The 18,707-nt window shown below is 72.6% G+C and carries 13 protein-coding genes; 5 read left to right on the top strand and 8 right to left on the bottom strand.

Annotated elements, in window-relative coordinates:
* Positions 1–6: 6 nt before the first annotated feature.
* Both AB0F61_RS06455 and AB0F61_RS06450 read right to left on the bottom strand, forming a co-directional pair.
* On the bottom strand, positions 7–798 hold the full coding sequence (locus AB0F61_RS06455; protein WP_357803911.1) for an SDR family oxidoreductase: 792 nt from the start codon (positions 796–798) through the stop codon (positions 7–9).
* On the bottom strand, positions 795–1,778 hold the full coding sequence (locus AB0F61_RS06450; RefSeq protein WP_357804133.1) for an LLM class F420-dependent oxidoreductase: 984 nt from the start codon (positions 1,776–1,778) through the stop codon (positions 795–797). Before AB0F61_RS06450 ends, AB0F61_RS06455 begins: the two co-directional genes overlap by 4 nt.
* A gap of 153 nt (positions 1,779–1,931) precedes the next feature.
* Between AB0F61_RS06450 and AB0F61_RS06445 the strand changes: the two genes are divergently transcribed.
* Both AB0F61_RS06445 and AB0F61_RS06440 read left to right on the top strand, forming a co-directional pair.
* On the top strand, positions 1,932–3,146 hold the full coding sequence (locus AB0F61_RS06445) for a low temperature requirement protein A (protein ID WP_357803908.1): 1,215 nt from the start codon (positions 1,932–1,934) through the stop codon (positions 3,144–3,146).
* A gap of 51 nt (positions 3,147–3,197) precedes the next feature.
* Positions 3,198–4,061 carry a DUF1028 domain-containing protein gene (locus AB0F61_RS06440; protein WP_357803905.1) on the top strand — a complete coding sequence of 288 codons (864 nt, stop codon included), beginning with the start codon at positions 3,198–3,200 and terminating at the stop codon, positions 4,059–4,061.
* A gap of 150 nt (positions 4,062–4,211) precedes the next feature.
* Here AB0F61_RS06440 and AB0F61_RS06435 read toward each other — a convergent pair whose 3' ends face one another.
* Both AB0F61_RS06435 and AB0F61_RS06430 read right to left on the bottom strand, forming a co-directional pair.
* The gene (locus tag AB0F61_RS06435) at positions 4,212–4,880 is read right to left on the bottom strand and encodes a maleylpyruvate isomerase N-terminal domain-containing protein (protein WP_357803902.1); all 669 of its coding nucleotides are present in this window, start codon (positions 4,878–4,880) and stop codon (positions 4,212–4,214) included.
* Positions 4,881–4,888: 8 nt separating this feature from the next.
* Complete coding sequence (locus AB0F61_RS06430) at positions 4,889–5,776, bottom strand: phosphatase PAP2 family protein (protein WP_357804130.1); 888 nt, start codon at positions 5,774–5,776, stop codon at positions 4,889–4,891.
* 83 nt (positions 5,777–5,859) lie between these two features.
* Between AB0F61_RS06430 and AB0F61_RS06425 the strand changes: the two genes are divergently transcribed.
* Complete coding sequence (locus AB0F61_RS06425) at positions 5,860–6,576, top strand: DUF3159 domain-containing protein (RefSeq protein ID WP_357803899.1); 717 nt, start codon at positions 5,860–5,862, stop codon at positions 6,574–6,576.
* 317 nt (positions 6,577–6,893) lie between these two features.
* On the opposite strand, the gene AB0F61_RS06420 is transcribed toward AB0F61_RS06425, so the two are convergent.
* On the bottom strand, positions 6,894–9,800 hold the full coding sequence (locus AB0F61_RS06420) for a glycoside hydrolase family 48 protein (RefSeq protein WP_357803896.1): 2,907 nt from the start codon (positions 9,798–9,800) through the stop codon (positions 6,894–6,896).
* Between the two features lie 842 nt (positions 9,801–10,642).
* Here AB0F61_RS06420 and AB0F61_RS06415 point away from each other — a divergent pair.
* Positions 10,643–11,986 (top strand): GH1 family beta-glucosidase, encoded by a 1,344-nt coding sequence (locus AB0F61_RS06415; RefSeq protein WP_357803893.1) that lies wholly within the window; start codon positions 10,643–10,645, stop codon positions 11,984–11,986.
* An 81-nt stretch (positions 11,987–12,067) separates the two neighbouring features.
* Here the strand turns inward: AB0F61_RS06415 and AB0F61_RS06410 are convergent, their stop codons facing one another.
* The 3 genes from AB0F61_RS06410 to AB0F61_RS06400 form a co-directional block, all read right to left on the bottom strand.
* Positions 12,068–12,481 carry a roadblock/LC7 domain-containing protein gene (locus AB0F61_RS06410; RefSeq protein WP_357407359.1) on the bottom strand — a complete coding sequence of 138 codons (414 nt, stop codon included), beginning with the start codon at positions 12,479–12,481 and terminating at the stop codon, positions 12,068–12,070.
* 5 nt (positions 12,482–12,486) lie between these two features.
* Positions 12,487–15,024 carry a nitrate- and nitrite sensing domain-containing protein gene (locus AB0F61_RS06405; RefSeq protein ID WP_357803891.1) on the bottom strand — a complete coding sequence of 846 codons (2,538 nt, stop codon included), beginning with the start codon at positions 15,022–15,024 and terminating at the stop codon, positions 12,487–12,489.
* Between the two features lie 99 nt (positions 15,025–15,123).
* Positions 15,124–16,536, bottom strand: a complete 1,413-nt coding sequence (locus AB0F61_RS06400) for an FGGY family carbohydrate kinase (protein WP_357803888.1) — start codon at positions 16,534–16,536, stop codon at positions 15,124–15,126.
* A gap of 208 nt (positions 16,537–16,744) precedes the next feature.
* Here AB0F61_RS06400 and AB0F61_RS06395 point away from each other — a divergent pair, with 208 nt between their 5' ends.
* The gene (locus AB0F61_RS06395) at positions 16,745–18,664 is read left to right on the top strand and encodes an anthranilate synthase family protein (protein WP_357803885.1); all 1,920 of its coding nucleotides are present in this window, start codon (positions 16,745–16,747) and stop codon (positions 18,662–18,664) included.
* Positions 18,665–18,707 lie beyond the last annotated feature (43 nt).

Below are 18,707 nucleotides of genomic sequence, written 5' to 3'. Positions count from 1 at the left end.
GCTCGGTCAGGTGGTCAGGCGGCGGATGAGTTTGCGCATGCCGGCCTGCCAACCGTCCGGGTCCTCGGCGCGGCGGCGGGCGTAGTCGGCGACCTCCGGGTGCGGCAGGATCAGGAAACGTTCCTCGGCGAGCCCGACGATGGCCGCGTCGGCGACCTGGTCCGGGGTGAGCACCGCCCCGGACGCCGCGATCACCCGGGCACCGAGGTGGCCCTCGACGATCCCGCCGGCGAGCATCGGCGTGTCCACGCCCTGCGGGCAGAGGGCGCTGACCCGGATGCCCCGGTCCCGGTAGGTGATGGCGAGCCACTCGGCGAACCCGACCGAGGCGTGCTTCGTCGCGGTGTACGCGGCGTCGCCCACCGCGGTCAGCACGCCCGCCGCCGAGCAGGTGTGCAGGAGGTGCCCGCCGCCCCGGGCGAGCATCCCGGGCAGCACCGCGCGGGCCGAGTAGACGTGGGCGAGCACGTTCACCCGCCACGCCCGGTCCCAGCCGGCGTCGTCGACCTCCACTCCCCCGCCGGTGGTCACCCCCGCGTTGGCGCAGAACAAATCGATCCGGCCGTAGCGCTCCTCGGTGTCGGCGACCAGGTCGCGTACCTGCTCCTCGTCGGTGACGTCGAGGGCGATGGGGTGCGCGACCGGGCCGATGCCCTCGGCCACCGCGTCGGCCGCGTCGGCGTCCAGGTCGGCGACCACCACGGCGGCGGCCCCCTCGGCGGCGAAGCGGCGGGACAGCGCCGCCCCGATGCCGCCGGCCCCGCCGGTGACCACCACGATCCGGTCGGTGAGGTTCACGCGGACGCTCCTACGGGGTCGGCCCCCAACTGGGCGATGAGGCTGAGCAGCGCGGGCGCGCCGCCAGCGGTGACCTCCGGGGTGGGCAGCAGCGCCAGGATCGGCACGTCCACACCGGCGTCGGCGTAGCGGCGCACCTCGGCGCGGCACCGCTCCGGTGCGCCGTGCAGCACCAACGCGTCGACCACGTCGTCCGGCACGGCCGCGCTGGCGCCGCGCCGGTCACCGGCGGCCCAGGCCGTCCACATGGGCGCGAGCGCCTCGTCCCGGCCGAGCCAGCGGTGGAACTCGGCGTACGCGCCGACGGTGAGGTAGCTGGTGATGAGCCGGCGGCCCAGCGCTCGGGCGTACGCGGCGTCCTCGGTGGGGCAGACGAAGATCCGGGCGGCGACCTCGAAGCCGGCGCGCCGCTCGCCCAACTCGCCGAGGGCACGTGGCACGTCGTCGGCGCTGAGCCAGTTGAGGATGACGCCGTCGGCCTCCGCACCGGCCAGCCGGAGCATCCCCGGGCGCAGCGCGGCCAGCAGGATCGGTGGCGGCACCGCCGGCGGGTGTTCGAGCGTGAACCGGCGGATGGTGAACGTGTCGTAGACCTCGTCGACGGTCTCGCCGCGCAGCGCGGCTCGCAGGAAGCGCAGCACGTCGCGGGTGCGGCGGAACGGCTCGTCGAACGGCACGGCGTTCCAGTCCCGCACGAGCACTGGTGAGGACGCGCCGATGCCCAGGGCGAACCGGCCCGGCGCGGCCTCGGCCAGCGCCGCCGCGCTCATCGCCAGCAGCCCGGGGCCCCTGGTGAAGACCGGCGCGATCGCGGTGCCCAGCCGCAGCCCCGGCTGCCAGGCCGCGGCGAGCGCCAGCGGGGTGAACGCGTCGGTCCCGGCGACCTCGGACGACCAGACGTCGGTGAACCCGGCCCGGTCGAGGGCCGCGTAGGCCGCGTCGTGGTGCGCCAGTGCGATACCGCCAAGCGGCACCGTCATGCCCCATCGATTCGTCACCGATCGATCGTGCCCGTTGACGGGGGCACGGGCAAGATCCCCGGGTTGGGCAGAATCGCCGGTTTCCGGTCGACCGTGCCGGCGCGGATGCTACGACTTCGAGGTGGACCGGACCGACTGCGCAGGCCGCTGACCATGGGTTCCAGGGCGGCGGGCCACCTGGAGTCGGTCAAGCGCGACCCGGGCCGGGCGACCTTCCTGGAACTCTTCTTCGACCTGGCCTACGTCTTCGCGCTCACCCGCATCGCCGCGCACGCGTTCGAGGATCTGACCGGTGGGCCGGCCCGGGAGAACAGCTGGGCTGCGGTCACCAGCGGCGGCAAGACGCTGCTGTTGCTGCTCGCGCTGTGGTCACTCTGGCAGGGCACCACCTGGACGACCAGCCGATACGACCCGTACCGGTTCGCGTTGCAGATCGTGGTGCTGACCGCGCTGGTGTCCGGGATGGTGATGGGGGTGGCGATCCCCCGGGCGTTCAGCGGGACCGGGTTGATGTTCGCGGTGGCGTACGTGGTCGCGCAGGTTTCTCGACCGGTGATCCTGTCGATAGCGCTCGGGCCGCGCCCATACCGCTGGCTGAAGGTGCGCATGGCGGTCGTGTTCGCCGTCACCGGGGTGCTGTGGATCGCCGGGGCGCTGCTGGCCACGGACGCGCAGGTGCTGCTCTGGACGGCGGCGATAGTCATCGAGTACGTGGCTGCCCGATTCGGTTGGCCGGTGCCCGGGCTGGGCCGGTCGACGGTCTCGAAGTGGGAGGTCGCCGGGGAGCACCTGGCCGAGCGGTACCAGCAGTTCTTCCTGGTCGCGCTGGGCGAGACACTCCTGGTGGCTGGTCTCACCTACAGCAAGGGACCGTACGGGTCGGGGCACGCCTGGGCGTTCGCGCTGGCCCTGGCGACGTCGATCATGCTGTGGCGGATCTATGTCCAGCGGGCCGGGCAGCTCCTGGCCGAGGCGGTGTCGAAGGCCCGGCATCCCGCCGCCATCGGTCGCTCGGCAGCCGACACCCATCTGATCATGGTGGTGGGCCTGGCCGCGACCGCGATCGGCTACGAGCTGATCATCGAACACCCGCTGGACCGGATCCCGGGGACGTGGCTGGCCATGGTGCTGGGTGGGCCAGCGCTGTTCCTGGCCGGCCGGGCCCGCTTCGAGTACGAGGTGTTCGCACGCGTCTCCCCGTCGCGGTGGATCGCCCTGCTGGTGCTGGTGGCGTCGGCGGTGCCGCTGCTGTTCCTGCCCGGAGTGGTGGCGACCGGAGTCGGGGTGCTGGTGTTGACCGCGGTAGCCGTGGCCGACGCCCGTCGGGCGCACGGCACTCCACCGGAGCCCGCCACGCCACCGCTCTGAACCGCTGGCGCACGGCGATGACCGGCCAGCAGGGAAGGATAGTCTCGGCGGGTGACTTTCTCGCTCGTCGCCCGCTCCACCGACGGTCGCCTGCACGGCGTTGCAGTCGCCAGCAAGTTCCTCGCCGCCGGGGCGCTGGTGCCGGCCGCCGCCGCCGAGGTCGGCGCGCTGGCCACCCAGGCGCACGTCAACCTCGCCTACCGTCCGCAGGGCCTCACCCTGCTGCGCACCGGGGTGGCCCCGGCCGACGTGGTGGCCGGGCTGATCGCCGCGGATCCCGAGCGGGAGCACCGTCAGCTCGGCGTGGTAGGAGTCGACGGTCCGGGTGCCACCTGGACCGGGCCGGCCTGCCACCCGTGGGCGGGCGGGCGGACCGGTGACGGCTGGGCCGCGCAGGGCAACGTGCTCACCGGCCCGGAGGTCGTCGACGCACTTGGCGACGCCTGGCTGGCCGGCTCGGCGCTGCCGTTCGCCAAGCGGCTGATCGCCGCGTTGCGGGCCGGCGACGAGGCCGGTGGGGACCGGCGCGGCCGGCAGAGCGCCGGCCTGCTGGTGGTCGAGCGCGGCGGCGGGTACGGCGGCACCAGCGACGTGCTTGTCGACCTTCGGGTGGACGACCACCCGGACCCGGTCACCGAGCTGGGTCGACTGCTCGCCGTGCACACCATGCTGTTCAGCCGGCCCGACCCGGCCACCCTGCTCGACCTGTCCGGCGCAGTCGCCGACGAGGTGGCGGCGTTGCTCGCCGCGCTGGGCCATCCGGTGGCCGACGGCGGCACCGAGGCGGCGTTGGTCTCCTGGGCGGGGTTGGAGAACCTGGAGGAGCGGCTGGTGCCGGGGCGGATCGACCCGGTGGTGCTGACCCATCTGCGCGGCGTCGCCCCGCACGTCCCCGCGCCCCGCTCCGCGAGCTGACCGACCACCGGGCGGCACCGCCCGAAGCCGGCGGCCGGAACGTCTGCCGAGACAGCAGCGAGCGGGTCAGCGCCGCACGAACACCGACCAACGCCTCCAGCGCGCGGGGCAGCAACCCACGAACACCGACCAACGCCTCCAGCGAGCGGGTCAGCGGCCGAAGGCGAGCCAGCGGAAGCCGGCGGCGTCGATCGCGGACCGTTCCGCGGCGGTCAACGCCGCTCGTCCGGTGGTCTTGCGGATCAGGGTCAGCTCGTCCCAGCGCAACCCGGCCGGTGTCGGTCGGCCCCCGGTGAGCAGGTCGGCGATCACCCCGGCCGCCGGTGGGGTGAGCCAGGGCGGCCGGCCCAGCGCGGCGGCCAGGTCCAGGCCGTGTACGCCGACCTCGACGACCCGGGTCCGCAGGAACTCGGTGACGTCCATCGGGTCGCCGTGCCGGGTCCGTACGACGCGATCGGGTGGCGCGGCGGCGACCGCGGCGGCGGTGGCGCGCCAGGCGCTGTCGAACTCGGTCGCCAGCGCCGCCCGGTCCACCTGAGACGCGTCGCGGCGGCCCCCGGCGATCCGGTCGGCGTCGACAGACGGGGTGAACTTCGCCCTGCTGAAATAACCGGCCGCGTCGACCTCGGCTCGGGGTGGGGCCGGCGCGGCGAGCATGTCGGTCAGCCGGCCGACTCCGGTGCGCACGTGCGCGATCAACTCCCGAACCGTCCATGGTGGACAGTCGGTGGGCCGGTCCAGGTCCGCGTCGACCAGGTCGGCGAGGATCTCGGTGAGCTGCGCGCACTCCGCGGAGAACGCCGCGCGGACCGGGTCCATCGGTCGGGTCAGCCCTTGACCCTGGGCACCAGCCGGTGCACGACGGTGAGCACCAACGCCATCACCACAGCCATCGTGCCGGCGATCCCGGCGGCGCTGCCCGCGTACCCAACGAACAGGGGCTGGCGGCCCAACTCGTCCGGGCCGGTGTCGCGCAGCTCGACAAGCCAGGTGAGGGACAGCCCGCAGGCGACCAGGGCGAGCACCCCGCCCACCCCGAGCACCAGCACGGCCGTCCGGTGCGCGTCGCCGGGGGCTACCTCGGCCTGCTCCCGCTGGGTGATCAGCAGGACCAGCCCGGCCACCGCCGCCCAGACACCCACCACCAGGTACGCGGCGATCGCGTCGCTGGGCCGGTGCCAGCCGGCGGAGAGGGTGGCGACGCCGGCGGTGGCGGCATAGGCCGCGGCGAGGAAGGCACCGACCGCCCGCACCTTGGCCGGCAGCACGAGCACCAGCGCGACGGCCACCGCCGCGGCGACAGTGGCGTGGCCGCTGGGCAGACTGTTGCCCACCGCGGCGCGCTCCGGGTCGACGCCGTAGTCGGGCCGGTTCAGCCCGTACTTCAACAACTGGGTGGAGACGTTCGCCCCGGCGATCAGGAGGGTCGCGGTGATCGCCAGGGCGATGCGTCCCCGGATCAGCGCGATGAACCCGATCATCGCGGTGGCGGCCAGCAGGGAGACCACCGACATCGCGTTGAGGATCCGGTCGACGGGGCCCTCGATGGTGTCCTGCCCGATCCGGTTGCCGGTGAGGGCGACGGTGTCCACCCACTGGCCGATCTCGGTGTGCAGGGCCACCCGCCACACGGCGAGGAGAGCGGCCGCCTGGACGAGGGCCAGGACGACCAACCAGACCGCGGTCCAACCCCGTGCCGTCGCGCGCATCCGCACACCGTAGCGGCAGGTGTCGGCCAGCCGACCGGTGGCCCTCCGCCCGCTGACGGTTAGGTTGTGCCAGAGCGAGGAGGCGGCGGATGGGCGGAACACCGGAGCACGGCAGTGGTCGGGCCGCACCGGACCCGGACCAGCAGGTGGGCCGTGGCGCGCGGGCCGAGTCGCTGGCAGACCTGTTGGGCGGCCGGGGCGGTGCCGTCGACGCCACCCTGCCACCGCTCGCGTTCGCGGCGGGCTGGTTGCTGGGCGGCGAGTCGCTGTGGGGTGGGATCGGCGCGGCGCTGGCCGTGAGCGCGGTGGTGGCCGGCGTACGGCTGCGTCGGGGTGACCGGCCGCGTTCGGTGCTGATCGGTCTGCTGGCGGTCTGCGTCGCGGCGTTGATCGCGGCGCGCACCGGCCGGGCCGAGGATTTCTTTCTCATTCAGGTGCTGTCCAACGCCGCCAGCGCTCTCGTCTGGGCGGTCAGCATCGTGGTGCGCTGGCCGCTGCTCGGTGTGTTGGTCGGCGGGGTGCTGGGTCAGCGCACCCGGTGGCGGCGCGACCGGGCGCTGCTGCGCGGCTACGGCCGGGCGAGTTGGGTGTGGACGGCGACCTACCTGGTGCGGCTGGCGGTGTTCGTGCCGCTGTACCTCGGTGGGCAGGTGCTCGCGCTGGTGGTGGCCCGGGTGGCGCTGACCTGGCCGCTGGTCGCGGCGGCGCTGGCATTGAGCTGGGTGGTGCTGCGGCGGTCGTTGCCGGCCGGGCACCCCGGTCTGCGCCATCCGGTCGACGGAGAGCCGACGGCACCGGCGGGCTGAACCACCGCCGATACGGGGCTGTGCGGGCAAAAAAGTGGAGAGGCCGCCACGGGGGGAGCGGCCTCTCCGGTGACGTACGTTACTCCGTTGCGGACCTCGGCGTGATCCCGTGACGGCCCGAATTTCTGGGCTTTTTTGCGGTTGGCTCCAGTCCGGGCGGTGGGGTGGGCCAGCCGATCCGCTGCGTCGGCCAGATGGCCGGCCCACCCCGGCCTGACCGTGGGTGTCAGGCCGTCCGCCGGCCGGGGTCCGTCGTTCCTCGGACCCCGGGCCGGATCCCGGGGTGGGCGGTCCACGCCACCCACCCCGGGTCGTTGTCAGCCGTTCGGGAACAGGCTGCCGTAGTCGGCGTACGCCATGGCGACGTCCGCCTGTGCCCAGAACCGGTGGTAGTTGAAGCTGGGCTCCGCGCCACCGTCCAGGTACGCCTGCACCTTCGGCCAGTCCGGGTCGTTCTTGTAGAAGGACCGGAGGTCGAGGAAGCTCTTGCCGGCGGCGATGGCGTCGCCGTTCGGCATCTTCCCGGTCCAGCCCGGCGGGACGTAGACGCCCTGCCCGGTGGAGGCGTCGTACTTGTCGTCGAAGCGCCGGTAGTCGCCACGCTTCTCGGTGGTGGAGACACCCTTGGCGTCGCTGGCGGCGGAGAGCGCGTCGAGCAGCCCCTTGGCGGTCGTCTTGGCCGCCGCGTTGCCCGACTTCGCCGCGTACGCGATCAGGATCCGGGCGTAGGAGGCGGCGACGCCGACGTCCTGGCCCTTGCTGATCACCTCGACGTGCAGGCCGGTGTTCGGCTGCGGGCTGGACGGGTTCCAGGTGGTCGGCTGACCGGTCCACGCCATGTCCGACGGGATCGACCAGTTGGTGCCGACAGTGGTGTTGGCGATCGCCCACGGCACCCACTTGTCCAGCAGCGCCTTGGCCTTCGCGTTGCCGGTCTGCAGGTACAACTCGGCGATCCGCTGCATCGACCAGGCCTGCATGCCGAACCACTGGTTGGACGGCGGGTCGTTGTAGACCGGGTCGACGTCGTAGAACATGCCGTAGAAGGTGCTGGTGCCGGCCGGCGGCTGGGCGTAGCTACCGTCCCAGCTGTTGGTGGCGCCGCCCGCGATGCCACCCTCGGCGGACTGGAGCCAGGTGTAGAACTCCAGCTGCCGGTCGAAGCTCTTGGTCCAGTCGGCGACCGCTGTCGACGACTGCGGCTTCAGCTCCGGCGTGTTGGTCAGCGCCCAGGCCGCGAACGGGTTCTGGTAGCCGAAGTGGTTGTGGCTGGAGCCGATCCGCCAGGACCAGTTCTGGCTGGCGTCGTACGCGCCGCCCCAGGCGTAGTACCAGGACAGCAGGTAGTGCGCCGAGTCCTTGCCGCTGCCGGCGGGGCAGGTGCTGGCCCCGATGCAGTTGCCGATCTTCTTGAAGTACTTGTCGAACATCGCGTACCGCAGGTAGTCGCCCATCTTTGCGGCCTTGGCCACGGTGGCGGCGACGTCGGCCTGCTTGCCCTGCGCCTTGGCCCAGGTCAGCGCCCAGTACGCGGCCTGCACGGCGCGGGCGTCGGCGTCCGGGGCGTTGGTGTACTTCCACTGCTTGGCGGGGGCGCCGGTGTCCTTGACGAACAGGTCGAGGTAGCCGTACTGACCGCCGTGCTTGAAGGTGTCGCAGGACGGCTGCGGGATGGTCTCCCACACCGACTCCTGGGTGCCCCGCTGGAAGGTGTTGATGTACGCCGGCTTGGTCGTGCCGTCACCGCAGTGGCCGAAGCCGTAGGTGTTGTCGACGTCCATCAGCCAGTGCATGCCGTAGATGTCGCCGGTGCCGTAGGTGGACTGCAGCTCCGAGCGGAGCGGGTCCTGGCCGACCGGGACGTTGGGCTGCAACGCCGAGGGGTACTGGCTGGGCAGGTTGTACTCCGCGGCGTACTGCGGGGTGCCGGCGGAGCCCGCGGTGGGCTGGTCGGCGTGCGACGGGATGATGTACTTCTCCATCACCGTCCAGGCGTTGTTGAACGGCGCCCAGTTCTGGGTGACGCGGCCGTACTGGGCCTCCAACCAGATCCAGAAGCTGAACGCCTCCGAGGTGGTCTCGTGCCCGTGGTCCGGCGCCTCGACGATGAGCGTCTCGACCGAGTGGTACGGCACGCCCTCGGGGCTGAAGTAGCCCGAGTTCTTGATCTTGCCGTACTGCTCGAGGAACTTCGCTATGTAGGCGTTGTCCCCGCCGGGGGTGTCGTTGTCGATCTCGGTGGCGGTGACCGCCAGCGAGGCGAGGCCGGTGGCGGAGGCGGTGATGGTGGCGGCGCCACCCAGGGTGTCGGTGTCCTCCGCCGCGGCGACCGTGACGGTGACCCCGGTGTTCCAGTTGCTCGGGGTCAGCGTGGCGGTGGTCGGCGAGACCGTGACGTCGGCGTCGCCGGTGGGGGTGAGGGTGACCGGCACGTTTGAGGTCGGCGCGGCGCTGAGCTTCAGGTTGAAGGTGGAGGTGCCACCCTCGCTGACGCTCACCGCGGACGGCGTGGCGACAAGTGTCGGGCCGTTGGCGGCGCCGACGGTGAACGCCTTCTCGGCGACGCCGATGCCGTTGGCGTTGTCGTACGCCTTGGCCTGGACCGTGTAGCTGCCGGCCGGCAGGTCCTCCTGCGTGTACGCGTACGGCGCGGAGGTGTCGGTGTTGATCAGCAGGCCGTTGCGGTAGAACTCGACCTTGCTGATCGTCCCGTCCGGGTCACTGGCGGTCGCGGTCAGCGGCACGTCGGCCGGCGCGGTGAACGGCCCGGCCGGCAGGCCGAGGGAGACCGTCGGCGGCTGGTTGGCCGGGGTGCCGTTGCACGGGGTGCCGTTGAGCGTGAACGAGGTGGGCTTCGGGTTGCTGCCCGAGTGGGAGCCGTTGAAGCCGATGGTGGTGGAGGCCCCGGTGCCGAGGTTGCCGTTGTACGACTCGTTGGTCGCGGTGACCTCGCTGCCGGACTGGCTGAACTTGGCCGACCAGCCCTGGGTGACCCGCTGACCGCTGGTCGGGAAGGTCCACTTGAGCGTCCAGTTGCTCACCGGGTCACCCAGGTTCTTGATGGTGACGTTCGCGGTGAAGCCGTTGTTCCAGTCGTTGGTCGCGTAGACCACGTCGCAGGCGGGCGCGGCCTGTGCGGCGCCGGCGGGCAGGGTCACCCCGCCGGCGGCGAGCGCGGCGGCAGCGATGATCGCCACTCGACGGCGTCTTGCCAGTTGTCTCATGTGCGCGGTGTCTCCTCGGACCAGGCCGGGACGGTCCCCGGCGAAGGCGCCTGCCCGCGTGGGTGGTGGTCCGCGGGAGATTCGAGGCGCCGGGAAGGTGGTCTCCCCCGGGCCCGGCCGGGGTAGGGCGGTGCGGCCCGCACGGGAGGGGGTCCCGCCGGCTGCGATCGGGTGACCGTGACCGGAATAGTGCTGCCGGCTGCCCTCGGTGAACCCGCGCTCACGCGATGTGGCTCCTGTCGCGTTGAATCGACAGTCTGCCATGGAAGCGCTCCCACAACAAGCGCAGACGCCACTCGTTCAGCTCGTTGTTTCGATCTCGTTTTGGGTCTTTCACAAAGCCGTGACGGGCGTTACAGTCGCAACATCGGTCGATGGGAGCGCTTCCATCGACAAGGTTCCAACAAGAAGATCGCTGGGGTCGTTTCTGACGGGCCCGGCGAACCAGCCCGAGGGCCGACGACGGGCCAGCCCGGACGCCGTCGTCAGCCATCGTCCCGCCTTACGGAGGGAGGTGGAACCAGAGCCACTCGCGTGGCCCGGCTCCCGCGCGACACGCACGGCAGGACCCAAATTCCGCCCGTGTGTGTGCAGTTACGGTGGGGACGGGGGTTGCCCTCCCCCGTCCCCACACTAAACCCCCGTACACGATGGGAAAAGAGGCCGACGGGACAGGCGCGCCGCGCCGCCCGGCGGCCTCGTTCGCTGTCTGGGGCCCCCAACCGCCTCGACCCGCCATCGCCGGCCGCCATGACGGCCAGCTGACCGGGCCGGCCGCCCCTGGCCTATTCTGGGAGCGCTCCCGAATCTCGGCGGTGGCCCCGTATCCATGAGGAGAATCCATGTCGATACCTACCGGGCCCGCCGGCCCACTGCGCTTCCCCGACAACTTCGGCTGGGGCGCGGCCACCTCGGCGTACCAGATCGAGGGCGCCGCGAAGGAGGACGGGCGCGGTGAGTCCGTCTGGGACACCTTCAGCCGCGTCCCGGGCAGCACCCGTAACGGCGACACCGGTGACGTGGCCGCCGACCACTACCACCGGTACACCGAGGACCTCGACCTCATGCGCGACCTCGGGCTGCGCAGCTACCGCTTCTCCATCTCCTGGCCACGGATCCAGCCCGACGGCAGCGGTCTGCCCAACCAGCGCGGGCTCGACTTCTACCGCCGGCTCATCGACGGCCTGCACGAGCGTGGCATCGCCCCGATGGCCACCCTGTTCCACTGGGACCTCCCGCAGGCACTACAGGACGCCGGCGGCTGGGAGTCGCGCGACACCGCCCACCGCTTCGCCGACTACGCCGACGTGGTCTTCCGCGCCCTGGGCGACCGGGTGCCGGCGTGGCTGACCATCAACGAGCCCAAGACCGTGGTGCAGAACGGCTACCTCACCGGCCACCACGCCCCCGGCCGGCAGGACCCGGACGCCGCCTACCTGGTCGCCCACCACCTGCAACTCGCGCACGGGCTCGCCGTCGGCACGCTGCGGGCAAGCGGCAGCGACAGCCGGATCGGCCCCGCGCTCAACCTGCACCCCTGCTACCCCGCCGACGACTCCGCGCAGGCCGCCGCCGCCGCCCACCTCTACGACGGCTACGAGAACCGCCTCTACCTCGACTCCCTGCTCCGGGGCAGCTACCCCGAGGACCTGCTGGCCGACCTGGGCCCGCAGAGCCGGATGGTCCAGGGCATCCGCGACGGCGACCTGAAGATCATCTCGGCGCCGGTCGACCTGCTCGCCGTGCAGTACTACACACCGATCTACGTCACCGGCGACGGCAGCACAGTGCGACGCTGGGCGACCTCCGAGGCCGAGTGGCAGCAGATCTACCCCGAGGGAATGTACGACCTGCTGACCCGGGTCACCCGCGACTACGGTCCGATCCCACTCACCATTACCGAGAACGGCCTGCCCACACCGGACACGCTGGCGGCGGACGACACCGTCCACGACGCGGGCCGGATCAGCTTCCTGCGCGACCACCTCACCGCCGTGCACCGAGCCATCGCCGCCGGGGTGCCACTGGAGAGCTTCCACGTCTGGTCGCTGCTTGACAACTTCGAGTGGGACGCGGGCTACGACCAGCGCTGGGGGCTCGTCTACGTGGACTACCCGACCCAGCGGCGGGTGCTCAAGAGCAGCGCCACCTGGTACCGCTCCGTCATCACCGACGGCGGCTTCTGAGCGGGCGGCCACCGGAGAATGCCGGGCCCGGACGGCTCGGCTCGGGTGAGCCGGTGACCGTCCGGGTCCCGGACCGGCCGGTCAGCGGGGCAGCGCCTGCTGCAACTCCGCTCGCAGCGCCGGGGTGAGCATCTCCCCCGCCTGCTTGGCCAACCGGGCCATCTCGTAGCCCACCACACCGATGTCCGCGTCCCCGGCCGCCAAGGTGGCAAGGATCGAACCGTCGCGGATCTGCATCACCAGGAAGTAGCCGCGGCCCATCTCGACCACCGTCTGCTTGACGACGTCACCGTCGAACATCTGCGCCGCGCCCGCCGTGATGCTCATCAGCCCGGAGGTCACCGCCGCGAGCTTGTCCGCGTTGTCGCGGGGCAGGTGGTCGGAGATCGCCACCAGCAGCCCGTCCGAGGAGACCACCACCGCGTGCGCCACGCCCGGCACCCGGTCCGCAAACGCGCTCACCAGCCAGCTCAGGTCACGCGCCTCCTGGCTCAACGTCGTCACTGTCGTCGTCCCCCTTCGTCGTGCCCCCCGGACGGTGGCACGGGTATCTCGGTGGTGTCCTCGGCCTCGGCGCGCCGCACCCCGCTGTAGAGCCGGGAAAGCATGCCGCCGACCGCTTCCGGGTCCGGGTCGACGCGGTTCGGCGCCGAGGTCGGTTGTGCCGTGCGGGTGACCGCGCTCAACTGCGCCATCGGCACCCTGACCGGCAGCCCCCGCTCGTTCGTGCCGCCGGTCACCGGAATGGCCGGCGGCGCCGCCGCCGCGGGCACCGCCGACGCGGGCGGACCCTGCCGCGACCACCAGCCCGCACCGCCGCCGTTCGCGGCGGCCGGGGCCAGCACATCCTCGGAGCGCAGCGGCACCGGACGGGCCTGACGCGGCACGGTCACCGCCGGACGCCGGCCGGCCACCGGCAGGTCAGTGGCACCGAGGTCCGGCCCCGGGGCACCTGCCTCCCGGGCGTTCCCGGGCGGTGCGGCCATTCCCCGCGCGGCGCTCGTGGCCAGCATCCGGGCCGGCGCCGGTGGATCAAGCTCCACCGCACCCGCCGGCGCCAACAGCCCAGCGGGCAGCACGAGCCGGGCGACCAGGCCGTCGTGACCGCCGTCGAGGCGCACGCGGACGCCCAGTCGGGCGGCCAGGTGGCTGACCACGAAAAGTCCCATCCGCTCCACCGCCGCGACATCCGCGGCCGGAGGGCTGGACAGCACCGCGTTCGCCTCGGCCAGCGCGGCCGGGCTCATCCCGAGACCACTGTCGACTATCTCGATCAGCGCGGTAGCGGCCTCGACCCTGGCGGTCACCACCACGAGGGTGTCCGGGCGGGAGAAGGCCGTGGCGTTCTCCAGCAGCTCGGCCAACATGTGCACCAGCTCGCCGACGGCGTGCCCGACCACGTACACGTCGGCCACCGACTCGATGCGGACCCGCTGGTACTGCTCGATCTCCGCGGCGGCGGCCAGCAGCATCGACCCGATACCAACCGGCCGGTTCCACCGCCGGGTCGAATCGGTGCCCGCGAGCACCAGCAGACTCTCGTCGTTGCGGCGCATACGGGCGGCCAGGTGGTCGAGCTTGAACAGGTTCTCCAACTGGTCCGGGTCGCTCTCCTCACGCTCCAGGTCGTCCAGCAGCTCCAGTTGGCGTTCCACGAGCACCTGGCTGCGGCGGGCCAGGTTGACGAACATCGCGTTGACGTTGCGCCGCATGAGCGCCTGCTCGACGGCGACGGTGACCGCGCTGCGGTGCACCGCCACGAACGCCTCGGCCAGCTCACCGATCTCGTCGAGCGAGCGGACCACCGCCGGCGCGACGTCGATGCCGGGCACCCCACCGGTGACGGTCTTCAGGCGGTCCAGCGCGTCCGGCAGTTCGACCTGCGCGATCCGCAGCGCCTGACTACGCAGCAGCCGCATCGAACGGGCCACCGACCGCCCGACGAGCAACGAGATCAGCAGGGCGACGAGCAGGACCGCGACGACTCCGCCGACGACGAGCAGGGTGGTCCGTAGCTGACCGTTGCTGGCGTCGTCGGCCTGGCGCACCGCGTCGTCGAGCACCCCCGCCTCAAGCTGGCGCAGCAGGTCCTGGCGCTGCTGGCTGGACGTCCACCACTGCTCCGACGGCAGCACCTTCGGCGCCGCGTCGCTGGCCGGCAGGCTGCGTTCCTCCAGCCGCGTGGCGACCTGGAACGCCGGGTTCTGCGTGGTCTCGTCGTAGCGGCGGATCTGGTCGTTCGTCGCGGCCACCCGGAACGCGCCGAGCGCGGTCAACTGTTGGCCGCGCAGATCCGTGAGGAGCACCCGGTCCTCGGTGCCGTACCCGCCGGCGCGGGAGGCGGCGTAGAGCTGGGCCCGGAGCCGGGAGGAGATCTCCTTGACCCGGGCCAACTGCACGTAGCGCAGGACCGCGTCGTTCAACGCGGGCTGGTCCTGACCGGGCGTCGGCTCGGCGAGCAGGTCGAGCATCGCCCCGACCGCCCGGTGGTAGTTGCTCAGGATCGTGTCGCTGCTGAGCACCGCCGGCGGGATCGCCGGCCGGATGTCGACGACCTGCTCGTACGCCTCCACCGCCTCGGAGAAGGCGACCCGCCAGGACGCGTCGGCGTCCGCGAGCGGCTCGGCGGCCCGACGCAGGTCCCCGATGGCCCGGTCGGTCGCCGCCTGCAACGGCCTCAGGTTGGTCACCGCAATTTCCCGGTCGCCGCCCTTGCGCAGCTCACCCAGCTCGCCCGCCGAGCGGTCGCGCTCCTGCTGGAGCTGGTGCACCACCGCGGTGATCTGCCGGCCGATGCCGACCTGGCGGGAGAAGTCGTTCAACGCCGTCGTCCGCCCCACCAACGCGCTTGTCTGCACCCCGGCGAGCACCAGGAACGCCATCGACGGCACCATCAGCACCGTCGCGAGCTTCGTGCTCATCCGCCAGTCCCGCAGCCGGAACGGTGACCGCCGTCGATGCGGTACGACTCGGACGTCGAAGCGGCGTCGGCGGTGGTTCGACACCGTGCCGTTCGCCGGGTCGGAACCCACCGCCACCCTGCCTCCTCGGTCCTACCGCGTCCACCGCGGTCCGGGGAGCGCAGTCCATCCAACCAGGCTCGGGAGCGCTGTCAACGGCCCGGGCGACGCGGAAGTTCAGGAAGGATACTGCGGGTGGGAACGTCCTGCCGTGGTCGGCAAGACCAGCTCGTCCGTCCGGCCGATGTCGGCAAGCTCGATCGCGTCTCCGAACCGACCCAACGCCACAAGTGCCGCGCCGGTGGCACCGATCTCCGGGTTGCGTTGGTGCGACACCGGTCGCGGTGCCAACGCGGCGGCGAAGGCCTGCCGCCACCACACCGAGGCGGCCACCGCACCCCCGCCCAGCACCACACCCACCGGTTTGTCGATCGTGGACTCCAGCACCACGAGATCCTCGGCGACCAGCTCACACAGCCCCTGCATCAGACCGGCCAGGATGTCCACCGCGGTGGTGCTGAAACTGAGTTGGCGGAGCTGGCCGCTGCCCGCCGGCGCCAGGCCGGGCGGCCGGTCGCCACCGAAACGGGGGTCGGCAGGTCGGCCACCACCGGCCGGCACCAGCGCCAGCGCCGCGTCCAGCTCAGCACCCTGGGGCAACCGCAGCTCCCGGTTCGCCCAGGCGAACAGGTTGCCGCCGCAGCCGTACGCCGCGCCGGTGACCACGTGGTCGTGGTCGACCCGGTAGCGCCACAGTCGCTCGGGGAGCCGGGGCATCGGTTCGCCCGCCGGGATCCGCTGCATCAGCCGTACCGCCGCCGAGGTGCCCACGGTGACCGCGGCCCGGCTCGGATCGACGCAGCCCGAGCCGACGTTCGACGCCCCACCGTCGCCCACCGGCGGTGACCACCGTGCTTGCGCCAACTGCGGCCACCGGCGGGCCAGGTCGGCCCGGAGCCGACCGTGCCAGTCCAACTCGCCGAGAGGCGGCAGGTCCCCCGGCCGCGCCCCGGCCAGGGTCAGCGCCTCCTCGTCCCAGCGCAGGGTGCGCAGGTCCAGCAGACCGGTCCCGGAGGCCTGGGACACCGACATGGGCGCGTCGTCGAGCAGCTCGCCCAGCACGTACTCGGGCAGGCCCACGAACCGGGCGATCGGGGTGCCGGACTGCTCGCGCAGCCAGGGCAACCGCATCGACCAGTACGAGCGGTGCCACCAGCAGCCGGTGCGCTGATGGAAGCCGTCCGGGTCGGACGGTCCGGACGTGCCGCCGACCGGCGCGGGCCGGGTGTCCAGCCAGGTGACCACCGGGCCGATCGGGGTGCCGTCGCGGTCGAGCGGGAGCACCGAGTGCCACTGGGCGGAGATCGCCACCAGGTCGACGTCGTGCAGGTGCCCGGCGTCGGCCAACTCGTCGAGGCACTCGATCAGGCAGGCGAGGTAGCCGGGGCCGGACAGCGTGCCGGTGCCGTCGTCGCCGATGGCGAGGTCGACCTTGCGCCGGGCCAGGGCACCGGGCAGCGGACGGCTGTCGGAGTCCAGCACGAGCCCGCGTACCGAGGAGGTACCCAGATCGAGCGCGAGAATGTTCATCGCCGGTCAAGTTACCCGGTGTCAGGCGGCCTCCGGGCGCGTAGGGTGGATCACATGCTCGCGCAACTGACCTGCTGGTGGCCCGCCGACCCGGCGGCCACCCTCCGCGCGTAGCTCCATCCACGCGGCCGCCATCGAGGCGGCCGCCGGTTCTCCCCGGCCCGGATGGCCGCCCCGACCGGCGGCGCCCGGCCCCACGGAGACTCCGATGACCCACCTGACCGACCTGCTCACCGCCGTGACCAGCGGCGGCGACCCGGGCCCCTTCGCGCTGCTGCGCCGCGACGGGGCCGACGAGCTGGAGTTGTTCACCGGCCCCGTCGACACCGTCGAGCGCCTCGCCGACATTCCGCTGCCGCCGGGCACGCCCGGAGCGCGGACGCTGGCCCTGGTGCCGTACCGCCAGATCACCGAGCGGGGCTTCGCCTGCGTCGACGACGGCGCCGCGCTGGAGTGCCTCCAGATCCGCGAGCATCGGCGGATCCCGCTGGCCGACGCCCTGGCCGCACTGCCCGACGAACCGGTCCGCACCACCGACGCCGCCTTCGACGTCACCGACGAGGAGTACGCCCGCACCGTGCAGCGGGTGCTCGCCGAGGAGATCGGCCGCGGCGAGGGGGCGAACTTCGTCATCCACCGCACCCTGCACGCCACAGTGCAGGGCCGACCACTGGTGGCCGCGCTTGCCGCGCTACGCCGGTTGCTTGTCGCCGAACGCGGCGCGTACTGGACGTTCGTCGTGCACACCGGCACCCGGACGCTCGTCGGCGCCAGCCCGGAGCGGCACGTGAGCGTCGACGACGGGCTGGTCATGATGAACCCGATAAGCGGCACCTTCCGGTCCGGTGGTGGCACCGCCGACCGGGCGGCACTGCTGCGCTTCCTCGCCGACCCGAAAGAGGTCGAGGAGCTGTACATGGTCCTCGACGAGGAGCTGAAGATGATGGCCACCGTCGCCGAGGACGGCGGCCAGGTGATCGGCCCGTACCTGAAGGAGATGTCGCACCTGGCGCACACCGAGTACCTGCTGGCCGGGCGGGGCACCCGCGACGTTCGGGAGGTGCTGCGCGAGACGATGTTCGCCCCGACCGTGACCGGCAGCCCGATGGAGAACGCCTGCCGCGTGATCGCCCGACACGAGGGTCGCGGCCGCAGGTACTACGCCGGTGTGCTGGCCCTGCTCGGCCACGACGAGGCCGGTCGGCAGACGCTTGACGCGCCGATCCTGATCCGTACCGCCGAGATCTCCCCCACCGGTCACCTGCGGGTGCCGGTGGGCGCCACCCTGGTCCGGCACTCGACGGCGGCCGGCGAGGTGGCGGAGACGCACGCCAAGGCCGCCGGTGTGCTGGCCGCGCTCGGCCTCGGGCCGGCGGCGTCCACCGGCGGCAGCCCCGTCGCGCGGCTGGCCGACGACCCGGAGGTACGCGACGCGCTGGCCGCGCGCAACGCGCCGCTGGCGCGGTTCTGGCTTGACCAACGGGCGCCGGACGCGTCGCGGTTGCCCGGCCTGGCCGGCCGACGGGTGTTGATCGTGGACGCGGAGGACACCTTCACCGGGATGCTTGCCCACCAGTTGGGCGCGCTGGGCCTCGCGGTGAGCCTGCGGCCGTGGCACGCGGGAGGCCCCGTCGACGGCTACGACCTGGTGGTGGTCGGTCCCGGGCCGGGCGACCCGGGCAGCCTGGACGAGCCGAAGATGGTGGCGGTGCGGGAGTTGCTGACCGAGCTGCTGGCGACCGGCCGTCCCACCCTCGCGGTCTGCCTCGGCCATCAGGTGCTGGCCGGGCTGCTGGGGCTGCCCCTGCACCGCCGGGAGGCGCCCTATCAGGGCATGCAGCGGGAGGTGTCGTTGTTCGGCCGGGTCCGCCGGGTCGGGTTCTACTCCACGTTCACCGCCCGCGCGGACGCGGACCTGCTGGCCAGCGCGTACGGGCCGGTGGAACTGGCCCGGGACGCGGACGACGGCGCCGTGCACGCCCTCCGGGGGCGCGGCTTCGCCGGGGTGCAGTTCCACCCCGAGTCGGTGCTCAGCCCGGACGGGCTCGCGGTGCTGACCGAGCTGCTGACTGGTCTGCTGCCGGCACCGCGCGCCGATGAGCTGTCCGCCACCGGCGGGCACGCATAGCCGTCCCGTCGCCGGGTAGGGCTGATGTGACCGGTGGCGTGGA

This window comes from Micromonospora sp. NPDC023888 (assembly GCF_040639415.1).
GTDB lineage: Bacteria > Actinomycetota > Actinomycetes > Mycobacteriales > Micromonosporaceae > Micromonospora.
The sequence above is the reverse complement of the archived record's forward strand: the minus strand, read 5'-3'. Positions and strand labels throughout refer to the sequence as shown.